Source organism: Roseovarius sp. (assembly GCF_040219995.1).
Lineage (GTDB): Bacteria > Pseudomonadota > Alphaproteobacteria > Rhodobacterales > Rhodobacteraceae > Roseovarius.
In genome coordinates this window covers 91,790-105,797 of record NZ_JAVJUC010000046.1, presented here as the reverse complement: position 1 = coordinate 105,797, position 14,008 = coordinate 91,790, and the positions used below count along the sequence as shown (strand labels likewise).

Annotated in this window: 16 protein-coding genes; 13 read left to right on the top strand and 3 right to left on the bottom strand. The window is 63.7% G+C overall.

Translation table 11 applies throughout. From position 1 onward, the window contains the following. Window positions 1–22: 22 nt before the first annotated feature. Window positions 23–682, bottom strand: coding sequence for a hypothetical protein (locus RID11_RS20250; RefSeq protein ID WP_350142110.1), 660 nt, complete (start codon window positions 680–682; stop codon window positions 23–25). 110 nt (window positions 683–792) lie between these two features. On the opposite strand from RID11_RS20250, the gene RID11_RS20245 reads away from it, so the two are divergent. Both RID11_RS20245 and RID11_RS20240 read left to right on the top strand, forming a co-directional pair. Next, window positions 793–1,113, top strand: a complete 321-nt coding sequence (locus RID11_RS20245; RefSeq protein WP_350142109.1) for an antibiotic biosynthesis monooxygenase family protein — start codon at window positions 793–795, stop codon at window positions 1,111–1,113. Further along, window positions 1,110–1,397 carry a DUF5665 domain-containing protein gene (locus tag RID11_RS20240; RefSeq protein WP_350142108.1) on the top strand — a complete coding sequence of 96 codons (288 nt, stop codon included), beginning with the start codon at window positions 1,110–1,112 and terminating at the stop codon, window positions 1,395–1,397. Before RID11_RS20245 ends, RID11_RS20240 begins: the two co-directional genes overlap by 4 nt. 23 nt (window positions 1,398–1,420) lie before the next feature. On the opposite strand, the gene RID11_RS20235 is transcribed toward RID11_RS20240, so the two are convergent. Continuing rightward, complete coding sequence (locus RID11_RS20235) at window positions 1,421–2,641, bottom strand: multidrug effflux MFS transporter (RefSeq protein ID WP_350142107.1); 1,221 nt, start codon at window positions 2,639–2,641, stop codon at window positions 1,421–1,423. Between the two features lie 184 nt (window positions 2,642–2,825). On the opposite strand from RID11_RS20235, the gene RID11_RS20230 reads away from it, so the two are divergent. The 8 genes from RID11_RS20230 to RID11_RS20195 all read left to right on the top strand — a co-directional run bounded on the left by RID11_RS20230 (window position 2,826) and on the right by RID11_RS20195 (window position 9,262). Continuing rightward, window positions 2,826–4,358 carry an acyl-CoA carboxylase subunit beta gene (locus RID11_RS20230; RefSeq protein WP_350142106.1) on the top strand — a complete coding sequence of 511 codons (1,533 nt, stop codon included), beginning with the start codon at window positions 2,826–2,828 and terminating at the stop codon, window positions 4,356–4,358. A gap of 85 nt (window positions 4,359–4,443) precedes the next feature. After that, the gene (locus tag RID11_RS20225) at window positions 4,444–4,782 is read left to right on the top strand and encodes a hypothetical protein (RefSeq protein WP_350142104.1); all 339 of its coding nucleotides are present in this window, start codon (window positions 4,444–4,446) and stop codon (window positions 4,780–4,782) included. Beyond that, window positions 4,779–5,177, top strand: a complete 399-nt coding sequence (locus tag RID11_RS20220; RefSeq protein WP_350142103.1) for a DUF6497 family protein — start codon at window positions 4,779–4,781, stop codon at window positions 5,175–5,177. The genes RID11_RS20225 and RID11_RS20220 overlap by 4 nt, the downstream gene beginning before the upstream one ends. Before the next feature lie 223 nt (window positions 5,178–5,400). Further along, window positions 5,401–5,544, top strand: a complete 144-nt coding sequence (locus RID11_RS20215; RefSeq protein ID WP_350142102.1) for a hypothetical protein — start codon at window positions 5,401–5,403, stop codon at window positions 5,542–5,544. Between the two features lie 87 nt (window positions 5,545–5,631). After that, window positions 5,632–5,988, top strand: coding sequence for a hypothetical protein (locus RID11_RS20210; protein ID WP_350142101.1), 357 nt, complete (start codon window positions 5,632–5,634; stop codon window positions 5,986–5,988). Between the two features lie 415 nt (window positions 5,989–6,403). Next, window positions 6,404–6,586: a hypothetical protein gene (locus tag RID11_RS20205; RefSeq protein ID WP_350153233.1), complete on the top strand. Its 183-nt coding sequence runs from the start codon at window positions 6,404–6,406 to the stop codon at window positions 6,584–6,586. Window positions 6,587–6,738: 152 nt separating this feature from the next. Further along, window positions 6,739–8,739, top strand: coding sequence for an acetyl-CoA carboxylase biotin carboxylase subunit (locus RID11_RS20200; protein ID WP_350142099.1), 2,001 nt, complete (start codon window positions 6,739–6,741; stop codon window positions 8,737–8,739). 4 nt (window positions 8,740–8,743) lie between these two features. After that, a complete protein-coding gene (locus RID11_RS20195) occupies window positions 8,744–9,262 on the top strand; it encodes a hypothetical protein (protein ID WP_350142098.1) in 519 nt (172 codons plus the stop codon). Between the two features lie 13 nt (window positions 9,263–9,275). On the opposite strand, the gene RID11_RS20190 is transcribed toward RID11_RS20195, so the two are convergent. Then, the gene (locus tag RID11_RS20190) at window positions 9,276–9,725 is read right to left on the bottom strand and encodes a DUF4174 domain-containing protein (RefSeq protein ID WP_350142097.1); all 450 of its coding nucleotides are present in this window, start codon (window positions 9,723–9,725) and stop codon (window positions 9,276–9,278) included. Window positions 9,726–9,900: 175 nt separating this feature from the next. Between RID11_RS20190 and RID11_RS20185 the strand changes: the two genes are divergently transcribed. From RID11_RS20185 to hypE, 3 genes are read left to right on the top strand one after another with little or no spacing between them, the layout of a single operon-like run. Next, a complete protein-coding gene (locus RID11_RS20185) occupies window positions 9,901–10,836 on the top strand; it encodes a hypothetical protein (protein WP_350142096.1) in 936 nt (311 codons plus the stop codon). Then, entirely contained in the window at window positions 10,808–12,937 is a 2,130-nt protein-coding gene (scpA, locus tag RID11_RS20180) for a methylmalonyl-CoA mutase (protein ID WP_350142095.1), read from the top strand. Before RID11_RS20185 ends, scpA begins: the two co-directional genes overlap by 29 nt. A gap of 48 nt (window positions 12,938–12,985) precedes the next feature. Beyond that, window positions 12,986–14,008, top strand: coding sequence for a hydrogenase expression/formation protein HypE (gene hypE, locus RID11_RS20175; RefSeq protein ID WP_350142094.1), 1,023 nt, complete (start codon window positions 12,986–12,988; stop codon window positions 14,006–14,008).

Genomic DNA, 14,008 nt, shown 5'->3' with positions numbered 1-14,008 from the left:
TAAAAGCCGGGCTCTGACGTGGTTAGAATTTGCGCCAGAGCCCCAGTTTGACACCGCGGTCCCCGTCACCGATCAGCGGCTCGATCAACCCGAATTCGATATGTGCGCCGGGTTTGGTCTCGAATACGAAGGACGGCGCGAAGCGGGCGTAGGCGGCCCCCAGTTTTGGATGCCCGGTCTGGATCTGCAGGATCACCTTGCTGCGATTCGTGACGGATAGGCCGAAGGTCAGATCGCTTTCCAGCGTCATGCCGCCGCCGGTGAACAGGATCGCACGGCCATCTGCGGCCAGCCAGCCGTGACGTTTGAGTATCTCGATGCCGCGGCCAAGTGACAGACCCGGACGCAGGGCGTTTTCGCCGTCAACCTGACCCGCCCCCAGTTCAAAGGCGAGTTTCACCTGGCGGTCGGTACGACCCAGCGGCCAGCGTAGAAAGCCGATGGCCTTGGTCATCCGCAGCGCATCGCCTCCGGCATCCACCCCGAGCGTGAGCCGGTTGGTCAGCCCGTATTCGGCGAAAAGGGTGAAATTCTGCCGGTAGACTCCATGTTCATCCGGACCCTCCGCCTGACCCGCGAGAGACAGGAACACCGTACCTTTTTCGCGCGGCCAGGCACCCGACAAGACCGGGCTCGCCAGCCAGAACGAGAGCAGTACGGCAAGAGCCAGGCATCGAGACATGGTTACCTCCGCGTTAACCCTCGTTAAAAAGAGTAAAGCGAGGGTTAAGGGGCGCGGAGAATTTACCGTGTCGCGACCGCATGCTAGGCTCACCTCAAAGGAGGTGCGCCATGCCGCATATCACATCCCAGACCACTCATCAGACCGTGCTCACCACGTTTGAGGCGACACCGGGCACCTGTCAGGACCTGCTTGACCTGCTGGAAGACGCCTATCGCGATTTCATCTCGAAGCAGTCCGGTTTCATCGCCGCCGGTCTGCATGTGAACGACGCACAGACCCGGATCGCAAATTATTCGCAATGGCGCTCGCGCGAGGATTTTCAGGCGATGCTGCGCAGCGACGAGATGCGTGCGCGCAATCGCAAGATCAACGATTTGTGCAAGAGTTTCGAGCCGGTAATGTATGACGTGGTGGCGACGTTCGGATGAAGGATGATCCCGCCAAGAGCGATGATCTGAGCGAGGAATTGCGCGCCCTGAGGGCCGAGCTTGAGACCCTGAACCGGCATCGCTTCGTGCGCATCCACAACAACATGCCGCGCCTTCTGGCGTTCAACTTCGCGCGCGGGCTGGCGGTGGGGCTTGGCACCGTGTTGGGTGCGACGGTGCTGTTGTCGCTGATTGTCTGGGCGCTCAGCCAGATCGAGTTCCTGCCGATCATCGGAGAATGGGCATCGCAGATCGCGGAGCAGATGCGGAGCGCGCAGGAATAGGCGGGGTATCGCCCGCGCGTTGTCTATTGCGCCAATCCAAGCCGACGTTCTCGGCGGATAACAAGCAGGATGGTGACGACCGCCGCCAACCCAGTGGCGAACATGATCGACAGGAGTGTGACGGCCCCGCTGCCCGGTGTCAGCAGCATCCCCGCCAGCGCCGAGAGCGCGGCCCCCAGCCCGATCATCAGCGCCCCCGAAAGCCCACTTGCCGTGCCCGCCAGATCGGGCCGGATCGACAGCGCCCCTGCGGTGGCGTTGGGGATCACCATTCCATTGCCCAGACCCATGAAGGTCATCAGCCCGAAGAACGTGAGCGGAGAGCCGAAGCCTAACTGAAACAAGGCGAGGTTAAGGCCGATACCGCCCCCATTGAACAATGCTCCCCAGAGCACCATCCGGTTGACGCCGAAGCGCATCGAGTAGCGGCCCGAGGCGAAATTGCCGAGGAAATAGCCTATCGCGGGCGCGCCGAAGAGCAGCCCCAAGGTTGAAGGTGGCAGGCCGAAAACCTGATCGTCGACATAGGGCGCACCGCCGAGATAGGCAAAGAACGACCCCGACGACAGCCCCGCCGCCGCTGCATAGCCCCAGAAGCGGCGCGAGGTCAGCAGGGCGGGATAATCGCGGAACTGTTGCAGCAGGGTGCGCCCGGTCAGCGGTGCGGTCTCGCCGAGATCGCGCCAGCACAGCGCGAAGAGCGCTGCGCCGAGAATGAAGAGCAGCCAGAAATTCGCCTGCCAACCAAAGATCTCGTCGAGTACCCCGCCAAAGGCCGGGCCGATCATCGGCACCACCGCCATTCCCATGGTCACATAGCCGATCATCGAGGCGGCGCGATCCTGTGGCACCATGTCCCGCACGATCGCGCGGGAAAGTACCATCGCCACGACGACGCTGGCCTGCACCATTCGGAAAGTGAGAAACACGTAGACGTTGGGCGCCGCGAGACAGCCGAGGGTCGCCACGAGGAACAGGCCCAGCCCCCACAGGATGACCGGGCGCCGACCCCAACGGTCGGAAATCGGCCCCATCAGCAGTTGCAACGCCGCGTTGACGCCCAGATAGAGCGCCACTGAAAGCTGGATCAGCCGGTATTCGGTCTTGAAATACGCGACCATGCCCGGCAGGGAGGGGAGAAAGATGTTCATCGCGAGCGCCGACAGCCCCGCGAGCAGGATCAGTGTCGAGATATGTGGTGGTGTGGCGCGGTCCAGGAAACGGACGCGGGGTTCCGGGCTCATGTCCACATGGCTAGGATGCGGGCGCGGGGATGTCCATCGGGTCAGGTTGCAAAACCGAAGTTGATTAGCAAGTTTACAGTTATTCAATTGATGTTTTGCAATAGTTTGCAAATTTGCCGGATTCTGTTTGGTCCTGCGCGCCGCACTCCTTATGCTGCGCGCCAAGAGAGAAAAGGGGAGCGCCATGAAAGACATTCTGGAGGAACTCGAAAGCCGTCGTGCCGATGCGCGGCTGGGCGGCGGCGAGGCCCGCATCGACGCGCAGCACGGGCGTGGCAAGCTGATCGCGCGCGAGCGCGTCGAGCTGTTGCTCGACGAGGGCAGTTTCGAGGAATTCGATATGTTCATGGCGCATCGCTGCACCGATTTCGGCATGGAAAAGAACCGCCCCTATGGCGACGGCGTGGTCACCGGCTGGGGCACGATCAACGGCCGTCAGGTCTATGTCTTCAGCCAGGATTTCACCGTGCTTGGCGGCTCGGTCAGCGCCACACACGCGCAGAAGATCTGCAAGATCATGGATATGGCCGTCGAGAACGGCGCGCCGGTCATCGGTATCAACGATTCGGGCGGGGCGCGGATTCAGGAAGGCGTCGACAGCCTTGCGGGGTATGGCGAGGTGTTCCAGCGCAATATCGAGGCCTCGGGCGTGGTGCCGCAGATCAGTGTCATCATGGGGCCGTGCGCGGGCGGCGCGGTTTACTCGCCCGCAATGACCGATTTCATCTTCATGGTGAAAGACAGCTCTTACATGTTCGTGACCGGCCCCGACGTGGTCAAGACAGTGACCAACGAGCAGGTCACGGCGGAGGAGCTGGGCGGCGCGGTTACGCACACGCGCAAAAGCTCGGTTGCCGACGCGGCCTTCGAGAATGATGTCGAGGCGTTGGCTGAGGTCCGCAGGTTGGTGGATTTCCTGCCGCTCAACAACCGCGAGAAGCCCCCCAAACGCCCGTTCTTCGATGAGCCGGGACGGGTAGAGGCAAGTCTCGACACGCTCATTCCCGACAATCCCAACATGCCCTATGACATGAAGGAATTGATCCACAAGATCGCCGATGAGGCGGATTTCTACGAGATTCAGGCCGAATTCGCCAAGAACATGATCACCGGTTTCATCCGGCTTGAAGGGCAGACCGTGGGCGTCGTGGCCAATCAGCCGATGGTTCTGGCGGGCTGTCTCGACATCGACAGCAGCCGCAAGGCGGCGCGCTTTGTGCGGTTCTGCGACTGCTTCGAAATCCCGATCCTGACGCTGGTCGACGTGCCCGGTTTCCTGCCCGGCACCGGTCAGGAATATGGCGGGGTGATCAAGCATGGGGCGAAGCTGCTCTATGCGTATGGCGAGGCGACGGTGCCTAAGGTCACGGTAATCACCCGCAAGGCCTATGGCGGGGCCTATGTGGTGATGGCCTCCAAGCATCTGCGCGCCGATTTCAACTATGCCTGGCCGACGTCCGAGATCGCGGTGATGGGGGCCAAGGGTGCAACCGAGATCATCTATCGCTCTGACCTTGGCGATGCGGAAAAGATTGCCGCGCATACCAAAAGCTACGAGGATCGCTTCGCCAATCCCTTCGTCGCTGCCGAGCGCGGGTTCATTGACGAAGTGATCCAGCCGCGCAGCACGCGGATGCGGGTGAGCCGGGCGTTTGCATCGCTGCGCAACAAGAAGAAGAACTTGCCCTGGAAGAAGCACGACAACATCCCGCTGTGAGGGCATGGGGGCGCTGCCCCCGTCGCCCGTGCCGGGCGACTCCCCCGGGATATTTGTGGCCAGAAGAAACGAGGAGGCGAGGGGCATGGCCCGCGGGCGCTGGCATCTGATCGAAGAGGAGGACGGCGCATTGACGGTGGCGCGGCGCCTTCCCGCGCGGTTCGATCTGGCCGTCGAGGGGCATCTGCCCGAGGCATCGCGCGTCCGTGTGGCGCATCGGGTGCGACAGGACATGTGGCGTGCCTTGCAGCATTTGCGCGGCTTTGCCCCGGTGGTGCGTGTCTGGCGCGAAGAGGGCGGTCTGCGGCTCCGGGCAGGAGGAACGGTGGCAGGGCGGTTTGCCCGTACTGACGCCGAGGCGCGGATCGCCGCGCTCTTCGAGGATCCGGCGCGTGTCGCGCGCTGGTCGGGATCGGGGCGGTGAGGCTGGCGGCGGGCATGGCGTTCGTGCTGCTGGCGCTGCCCTGCGCAGCCGCGGCGCAGGAGGAGGTGCTGCGGCTGCCATCGGGGCTGGAGGCGCGAGTTCACGAGGTGCTGACCGATCGGCCCGCTGGCGGCGGTCTGACCTACAGGTTCCGCTTCGTGGCGGAGGGGTTCGAGGGCGGTGAGGCCGGGTTGGAACGGGTGATGGAGGATCTTGATTGGCTATGCGTGACCTATGCCTTGCCTCGGCTGTCCAATATCGGGCCGCAACCGGGCCGCGTGGTGATCTCGCTCGCCGATCGGCCCTCGGAATTCGGGGTTTACGATCCCGCCGTCATACAGGTCTTCGAGGCATACCGGCCCGAGGGCGACACCTGCATCTGGGAGATGTTTTGATGCGAACGCAATATCTTGCGGGGCCGGATTCTCCGGGGCTGAGCACTGCGACTTTGCGGACACATGCGCGCCGGTTTGCGGATTGCATGTATTCAAATCTTGAAATTTCGGCTAGCTTGCCCGAGGGTTGCACCCAAGCGACCTTTACCTCGCCCACTTGGCGGGCGTCAGCATTATGTCTGCGCGCGCCAGTTTTCGAAGATACGAGAGACAGGAGTTATACATGTCGAACAGCATCAAGAGCGTTCTCGCCATCGGCCTCGTCGCCTTTGTCGCAGCCTGCGCACAGCCCGCGGAAGAAGAGTTTGTGGTCGTTGAGCCCGAGCCCATCTCGACCGAGCCGGCCAGCACTGGCAAGTACAAGTAAGCCCATTGGGCTTGCTCCGGAGCGGGTGTCACCATCCGCTCCGGCACTACCACCGCTAACGCGCCCCTGTGATCCGGAGGGCGCCACATGCTGAAGCATCGCGGATTTCCCGGGCGTCTGCCGGGAACGGATTATCAATTTACCATTCGCCGCGCCAATCCCAAGGGAGCCACGCCGCTCACCGCGCGCGAGCGTTACCGGGATCGCCGTCCTGTTGACAAGCGGGCCGATGTCGGGTTTCTGCGCGCGCTGTGGGAGTGTTTCGGCGATGAGCCGTTCGAGCGCGGCAACCTCGATGCCGGGCGTCTGAGCTGGTTTCTGGGCCGCGAGGTAAAGCCCGCCGAGGAGTCGTTCGATCCTGAAAGCTATGAGTCGCTTCTGGTGGTCGATGTGAGTGTGGCACGGACAAATTTTCCCGAAGTCTTCGAGGGTCTGGACGAATGAGCCACACCCAGATCGGCATGAATTCGCGCAATGCGTGCGGAAATGCGCAAAGCCTCGCCGATACAGCGCTGCGCTGCGGTTTGGATTTGGCGTGCGCTTCACGCAATGCCATGTTTCAGAAGGTAACGGAGGCCCGTTCCCCAGCGGCTTTGACCATATGTCATTTCCGTTACCCTTCCCCTGTTGGGCGGCTGTGTGCAGGCTTGCGCACGCCGCCCACTTTTTCTTTTTTTACAGAGCCTTATAAGAGTGAGCGGCAGTTCGCCGGTTATGCTGCGTGCAGAGAGGACCGCTTTGACGCAGCGCGCGGACTGAGCTTTTGTGGCGCGGATCAACATGCGCTGACAGAAGGAGCCACAGGCCCATGCACACGACTCGAAAACCGCAGAAGAAACAACTCAGGATTGTTTCTGCCATGGCCGCGATTGCCCTTCTCGGGCTTGCGGCCTGTGGTGACACGGTCCCGGAACAGGCCCTTCTGGGCGGGGGCGCGGGTGCCGTCACAGGGGCCGTGGTCGGTGGCAGCGTCGTCACCGGTGCCGCCGTGGGGGCCGCTGGTAACGTCATCTATTGCCAGGCCTATCCGGGCCGTTGCTGAAGATGTGACCGCGGTCGCGCGCACAGCGCGGACCACTTCCATTTCGGCCATCGCTGCGTTGGGCAGCGGTGGCCTTTTTTATGGCAAGAGCCAAACCGGGCCCACGACTGACAGTGTCGCGCGGCCAAGACTCTCAAGAAGGGACCGATAGCATGTTCAAGAAGATCCTGATCGCCAACCGGGGCGAAATCGCCTGCCGCGTCATCAAGACGGCGCGTAAGATGGGGATTGCGACGGTCGCGATCTATTCCGACGCCGACCGTCACGCGCTGCATGTGCAGATGGCGGATGAGGCGGTGCATATCGGTCCGCCCCCCGCGAATGAGAGCTATATCGTCATCGACAAGGTGATGGAGGCGATTCGTCAAACCGGGGCCGAGGCGGTGCATCCGGGCTATGGCTTCCTGTCCGAGAACCCCAAATTTGCCAAGGCGCTGGAGGCCGAGGGCGTGGCCTTTGTCGGCCCGCCCGTAAAGGCGATTGAGGCGATGGGGGACAAGATTACCAGCAAGAAGATTGCGCAGGAGGCCGATGTCAGCACCGTTCCGGGCTACATGGGCTTGATCGAGGACGCTGAGGAGGCGGTGAAGATCTCCAACGAGATCGGCTATCCGGTGATGATCAAGGCCAGTGCCGGCGGCGGCGGCAAGGGCATGCGCATCGCCTGGAGTGACGAGGAGGCGCGCGAGGGCTTTCAAAGCTCCAAGAACGAGGCTGCGAGCAGTTTCGGGGATGACCGGATCTTCATCGAGAAGTTCGTGACGCAGCCGCGCCATATCGAGATTCAGGTTCTCTGCGACAGCCATGGCAACGGGGTGTATCTCAACGAGCGTGAATGCTCCATCCAGCGCCGTAACCAGAAGGTCGTGGAAGAGGCCCCGAGCCCGTTCCTCGACGAGGAGACCCGCCGCGCCATGGGCGAGCAGTCCTTGGCCCTCTCCCATGCCGTCGGCTATGCCAGTGCGGGCACGGTGGAATTCATCGTCGATGGCGACCGCAGTTTCTATTTCCTCGAGATGAACACCCGCTTGCAGGTCGAGCATCCGGTGACCGAACTGATCACCGGCGTCGATCTGGTCGAGCATATGATCCGTGTGGCCTATGGCGAAAAGCTGGCGCTCACTCAGGACGATGTGAAGATCAACGGCTGGGCCATCGAGAACCGGCTCTATGCCGAGGATCCCTATCGCGGCTTCCTGCCCTCGATCGGCCGTCTCACCCGCTATCGCCCGCCCGAGGAACTTGATATCGAGGGCGCCGTGGTGCGCAACGATACCGGCGTCTATGAGGGCGGTGAGATCAGCATGTATTACGACCCGATGATCGCCAAGCTCTGCACATGGGGCCCGACGCGGACGGCGGCCATCGAGGGGATGCGCAACGCGCTTGACGCCTTCGAGGTCGAGGGGATCGGCCACAACTTGCCGTTCCTCAGCGCGGTGATGGATCATCCGAAATTCGTCAGCGGCGATATGACCACCGCCTTCATCGCTGAGGAATATCCCGAAGGGTTCAGCGGGGTGGAGTTGCCTGAGGACGTGCTGCGCCGGATCGCGGCGAGCACGGCGGCGATGCACCGGGTGGCGGAAATCCGGCGCACCCGGGTCTCAGGGCGGATGGACAATCACGAGCGCCACGTCGGCGAGGACTGGGTGGTGAGCCTGCAAGGGCACAGCTATCCGGTGACCGTCGCCGCCGACCGCGAGGGTGCGAGCGTGCGGTTCGAAGATGGCAGCACCCTGCGCGTCAGCAGCGACTGGACGCCGGGCGACACGCTGGCGCGGCTCGACGTGGATGGCGATGCGCTGGTGCTCAAGGTGGGCAAGATCACCCAGGGATTCCGCATCCGCTCGCGCGGGGCCGACCTCAAGGTGCATGTGCGCACGCCCCGGCAGGCGGAACTGGCGGCGTTAATGCCCGAGAAACTTGCCGCTGATACATCCAAGATGCTGCTCTGCCCGATGCCCGGGCTGATCGTCAAGGTCAACGTCGCCGAGGGCGACGAGGTGCAGGAGGGTCAGGCGCTCTGCACGGTGGAGGCGATGAAGATGGAAAACATCCTGCGCGCGGAGCGCAAGGGCGTTGTGTCGAAGGTCAATGCCGGGCCGGGCGACAGCCTCGCGGTGGACGACGTTATCATGGAGTTTGAGTGAGGGGATGACCCGCGCCCTAAACCATAGCCCTGTGCCGCTCGCCTGTCTGGCGGCGCTTGCCCTTGTGGCAGGCTGTCAGCGCGAGGACGAGGCGGCGCAGCGGGTGTGGCTGGGGCAGTGGTTTTCCCTCGGCGACACGCAGGCCTTTGAGGCCCGGCGGGGCTGTGCCGTGGGCCTATATGACCTGGTCACCGGGCAGGTGAAATCGGCGCTTTCCGTGACCGACAGCGTGGCAGGGATGCAGCGCGAGATTGCGCTGCGAGGTGCGGCGGCGCTCGACATGCCGGGGCAGGGGGCGGATATGGCGATGGTCGTCATGGCCAATTACCACCGCCCCACAGGTATGGCGATGCGGCGCGCGGGGCTAGAGGCGCGGACCTGCATGACCGAGGTGACCGAGAGCGCGTTTCGCCATGCGCTCGACGAGACCGGGACGGTTCTGGCCTGGGACGAGACGCGCGGCGCGCTGATCCTGATGACGCGGGCACCGGGATATCTGATTGTCGTGCAGGGAGAGGCGTGATGAGGGCGCGCGATCAACTGTCGCCTGCCGAGCCTTCGCGCAATTCGCGCTGCCGGGCGGGCAGCTTGTCGATCGAGCGCATGATCTCGCGCACATGCCACGGTGTCGGCTTGCGCAGGAAAATCGACCCGTCCTTGGCGATGCCCACAAGCCCGAAGCCGCGCGGGCGGAGTTTGCGCCGGATGTCGGTCTGGGCTGCGGGATCGGTGTCGGTGATGACGATCACGTCAAGCGCCTCGAGCGCCGAAAGCCGCCCTTCGATATATTCCATCTGTTCGATGAATCGCGGGTCGTTGGGCGTATCGGCAAACACGACAAGAGGGCGTTTTATCCACTTCAATTCGTTCAAATTGATCTCATCGGCACCAAAGATCATACCATCGAACTCCACGCCCTCCTCGGTCTGTGCAAGGGCGGCGGTCGCGGTAAAGACTGCGAAAACAAGCGTCAAGATGGGTTTCATGGGGTCTCCTGCTGGGCAAGATATAGGCCCTGTGCGCGCGATTGCGAAGGGAGAATTCGGCCCGTGCCCGAAAATTGCCAGATTAATCCGATGCTCAGGATTTGCCCCTAGCCTGCCGGGCAGGACCATGCGCCGAACGGGGCACGTGGCATATGGGCAAAAGGCGAGGGCTGTCATGGAGATCATCCTGCATCTGGGGGCGCATCGCACCGCGACCACGAGCTTTCAACACTACATGCGCGCCAATGCCGCCGCGCTGGCGGCGCAGGGTCTCGGCGTCTGGGGGCCTGACGTCACGCGCGACGGGATCCTGACCGGGGTCATTCCCCTGCCCGGCGGTGAGAGTGCGGCGCGGCAGATGGATCGCGCGCGCGGGCGCATCGCATTGCGGCTGTCACAGGCGCGCAAGGCGGGGCTGCGCCGGATCGTGGTCAGCGACGAGAACATGATCGGCGCCGCCCGCCGCAACCTGCGGCAGGGCCGCCTCTATGACGGCGCGGGCGAGCGGATGGCGCGCTATGCCCATGCCTTTGACGGGCGGATCAGCCGTGTGGCGGTCTCGATCCGGGGGCAGGATGCCTGGTGGTCCTCGGCGCTGGCCTATGGCGTGGCGCGCGGTCATCGCCTGCCGGAGGCGGGCGATCTCGACCGGCTGGTCACCGTCAATCGGCACTGGCGCGAGGTGATCGGCGATCTGGCCTGCGCGCTGCCGGGCGTCGATCTCGTGGTGCTGCCGCATGAGCGCCATGGCTCGCGCCCCGAAGACCGGCTGCACCACATGATCGGGCTGGACGAAACCCCTCGCCGCGCGGCGCGCGTCTGGCTGAACCGCGCGCCCGATCTTGCCGCGCTGCGCCGGGCAGTGGCGGCGCGCGGCGGCGATGTGGGCCTTCTGCCCGAGGGCGAGGGGCGCTGGCAACCCTTTGACGCCTACCAAAAACAGGCCCTGCAAGAGGCCTATGCAGACGATCTCTTCTGGCTCAGTGCCGGGGCGGATGGTCTGGCCCGACTGATAGAGGAAACCGGACCGAACGAGGCGGGGAAACACCCGCCCGACGGTCGCACGACAAGAGGACAAGACAATGGCATCGAAGAAAGACGACTGGCGTAGGATCGCAGAGGGCGAACTGCGCGGACGACCGCTGAGCGATCTGACATGGAAGACGCTCGAGGGCATCGAGGTCGAGCCGCTCTATACCCACGAGGATGTGGCCGACCTGCCGCATCTGGGCGGTATTCCCGGCGAGGCGCCATTCACCCGTGGCGTGAAGGCCACGATGTATGCCGGGCGGCCCTGGACGATCCGGCAATATGCGGGCTTTTCCACGGCCGAGGAATCTAACGCCTTTTACCGCCGCAACCTCGCTGCCGGGCAACAGGGTGTCTCGGTCGCCTTCGATCTCGCCACACATCGCGGCTATGACAGCGACCATCCGCGTGTCGAGGGCGATGTCGGCAAGGCTGGTGTCGCGATTGACTCCGTCGAGGACATGAAGATCCTCTTCGACGGCATCCCGCTCGACAAGGTCAGCGTCTCGATGACGATGAACGGCGCGGTGATCCCGGTGCTGGCCAGCTTCATCGTCGCGGGCGAAGAGCAGGGGCATGACAAGGCCCTGCTCTCTGGCACCATCCAGAATGACATTCTGAAGGAATTCATGGTCCGCAACACCTATATCTACCCGCCCGCACCCTCGATGCGGATCGTCTCGGACATCATCGGGTATACGGCGGAGCACATGCCGCGCTTCAACTCGATCTCGATCTCGGGCTATCACATGCAGGAGGCGGGCGCGAACCTCGTGCAGGAGCTGGCCTACACGCTGGCCGATGGCCGCGAATACGTGAAGGCGGCGATCGAGGCGGGGATGGACGTGGACAGTTTCGCGCCGCGCCTGTCGTTCTTTTTCGCCATCGGGATGAATTTCTTTATGGAGGCCGCCAAGCTGCGCGCCGCGCGGCTGCTGTGGCACCGGATCATGACCGAATTCGGGGCCACATCCGAGAAATCCAAGATGCTGCGCACCCATTGCCAGACCAGCGGTGTGAGCCTGCAGGAGCAGGACCCCTATAACAACGTGGTGCGCACCGCTTATGAGGCGATGAGCGCGGTTCTGGGCGGGACGCAAAGCTTGCACACCAACGCGCTCGACGAGGCGATTGCCCTGCCTACCGATTTCAGCGCCCGGATAGCGCGCAACACGCAGTTGATCTTGCAGGAAGAAACCGGTGTCACCAACGTGGTCGATCCGCTGGCGGGCTCTTACTATGTGGAAAAACTGACCCACGATCTGGCGGAAAAAGCGTGGGAACTGATCGAGGAGGTCGAGGAAATGGGCGGCATGACCCGCGCGGTCGAGAGCGGCATGCCCAAGCTGCGCATAGAGGAGACGGCGGCGACCCGGCAGGCGATGATTGACCGGGGCGATGAGGTGATCGTCGGCGTCAACAAGTATCGCAAGGACAAGGAAGATCCGATCGACATTCTCGATGTCGATAACGTCAAGGTGCGCGACGGCCAGATCAAGGCGCTGGAGCGTATCCGCGCGACCCGCGATCAGGCGGTCTGCGACGCGGCACTGGATGAATTGACCCGCCGCGCCAGCGCGGGCGGCAACCTCTTGGACGCGGCGGTCGAGGCCGCGCGCGCCCGCGCCACTGTGGGGGAAATCAGCATGGCGCTGGAAAAGGAATTCGGACGGCACCGCGCCGAGGTCAAGACGCTGGCCGGGGTTTACGGCGCCGCCTATGAGGGCGACGAGGGCTTTGCCGCAATCCAGAAATCGGTCGAGGATTTCGCCGAGGAAGAGGGGCGGCGACCGCGCATGCTGGTCGTGAAGATGGGGCAGGACGGGCATGACCGCGGGGCCAAGGTGATCGCCACGGCTTTCGCCGATATCGGCTTTGACGTCGATGTTGGCCCGCTCTTTCAAACGCCGGAAGAGGCCGCGCAGGACGCCATCGACAACGACGTGCATGTGGTCGGTATCAGCTCTCAGGCGGCGGGGCACAAGACGCTGGCACCGCGCCTGATCCAAGCACTGGGGGCGCGCGACGCGGGTGATATCCTGGTGATTTGCGGCGGTGTCATTCCGCAGCAGGACTACGAGTTCCTGAAAAAGGCGGGTGTGAAGGCGATCTTCGGCCCCGGCACCAACATCCCCGAGGCGGCGCAGGATATCCTGCGTCTGATCCGGGCCGCACGGGGCTGAGCGAGTGGTGCGCATCGCGCGAGTATTATTGGAAAGGTGACGGTCAGGATGAGCATGAGGGATGAGCGGGTTACGTTGGCCCACGGCGGTGGCGGCAAGGCGATGCGCGACCTGATCGAAGAGGTGTTCACTTCCGTTTTTGTGCCCGACCTGATGGAGGACCAGGCACGCCTGACAAGCGATGCGTTGCAGGTACCGGGCGCACGGCTGGCTTTTACGACCGACAGTTTCGTTGTCGATCCGGTGGAATTTCCGGGAGGCGATATCGGCAAGATCGCGGTGTGTGGCACGGTCAATGATCTCGTCGTTGGTGGCGCGCGGCCCTTGTGGCTATCGGCGGCCTTCATAATCGAGGAAGGCACCGAGGTGGCGCTCTTGCGGCGCATCGTGGCCTCGATGCGGGCAGAGGCCGACCATGCGGGCGTGCGCATCGTGACTGGCGACACCAAGGTGGTGGGCCGCGGCATGGCCGACAAGGTGTTCGTCAACACTTCGGGGATCGGGGTGATCCCGCCGGGGCGCGATCTGCAGGCGGGGTATATCGAGAGCGGCGACGTGGTGCTGGTCAACGGTGTGCTGGGCGATCACGGCGCGGCCATTCTGGCGGCACGGGGGGATATGGCGCTCGGGGCTGATATTTCGTCGGATTGTCAGGGGCTGGGCCATCTGATGGAGGCGGTGTTGGAGGCGGCACCCGGCATGCGCGCCGCGCGTGATGCGACGCGTGGCGGCGTGGCGTCGGTCCTCAATGAACTGGCCGAGGCGGCGGGGCTCGCGATCGAGATTGACGAGGCGGCGCTGCCGCTGCGCACGGAGGTCAAGGGCATGTGCGAGATCCTCGGGCTTGATCCGCTCTACCTCGCCAATGAGGGGACGCTGGTGGCGGTGGTCCCGGAGGCTGAATCTCAGGCGGCGCTTGCCGCGATGCGTTCGCGCCCTGAAGGAGCAGGTGCCGTGGCGATCGGCCGGGTGATGGAGGGCAATGCCGGGCGGGTCACGATGCGCACGCTGTTTGGTGGCGCGCGCATCGTGGACATGCTCGTGGGCGAGCAGCTTCCGCGCATCTGTTAA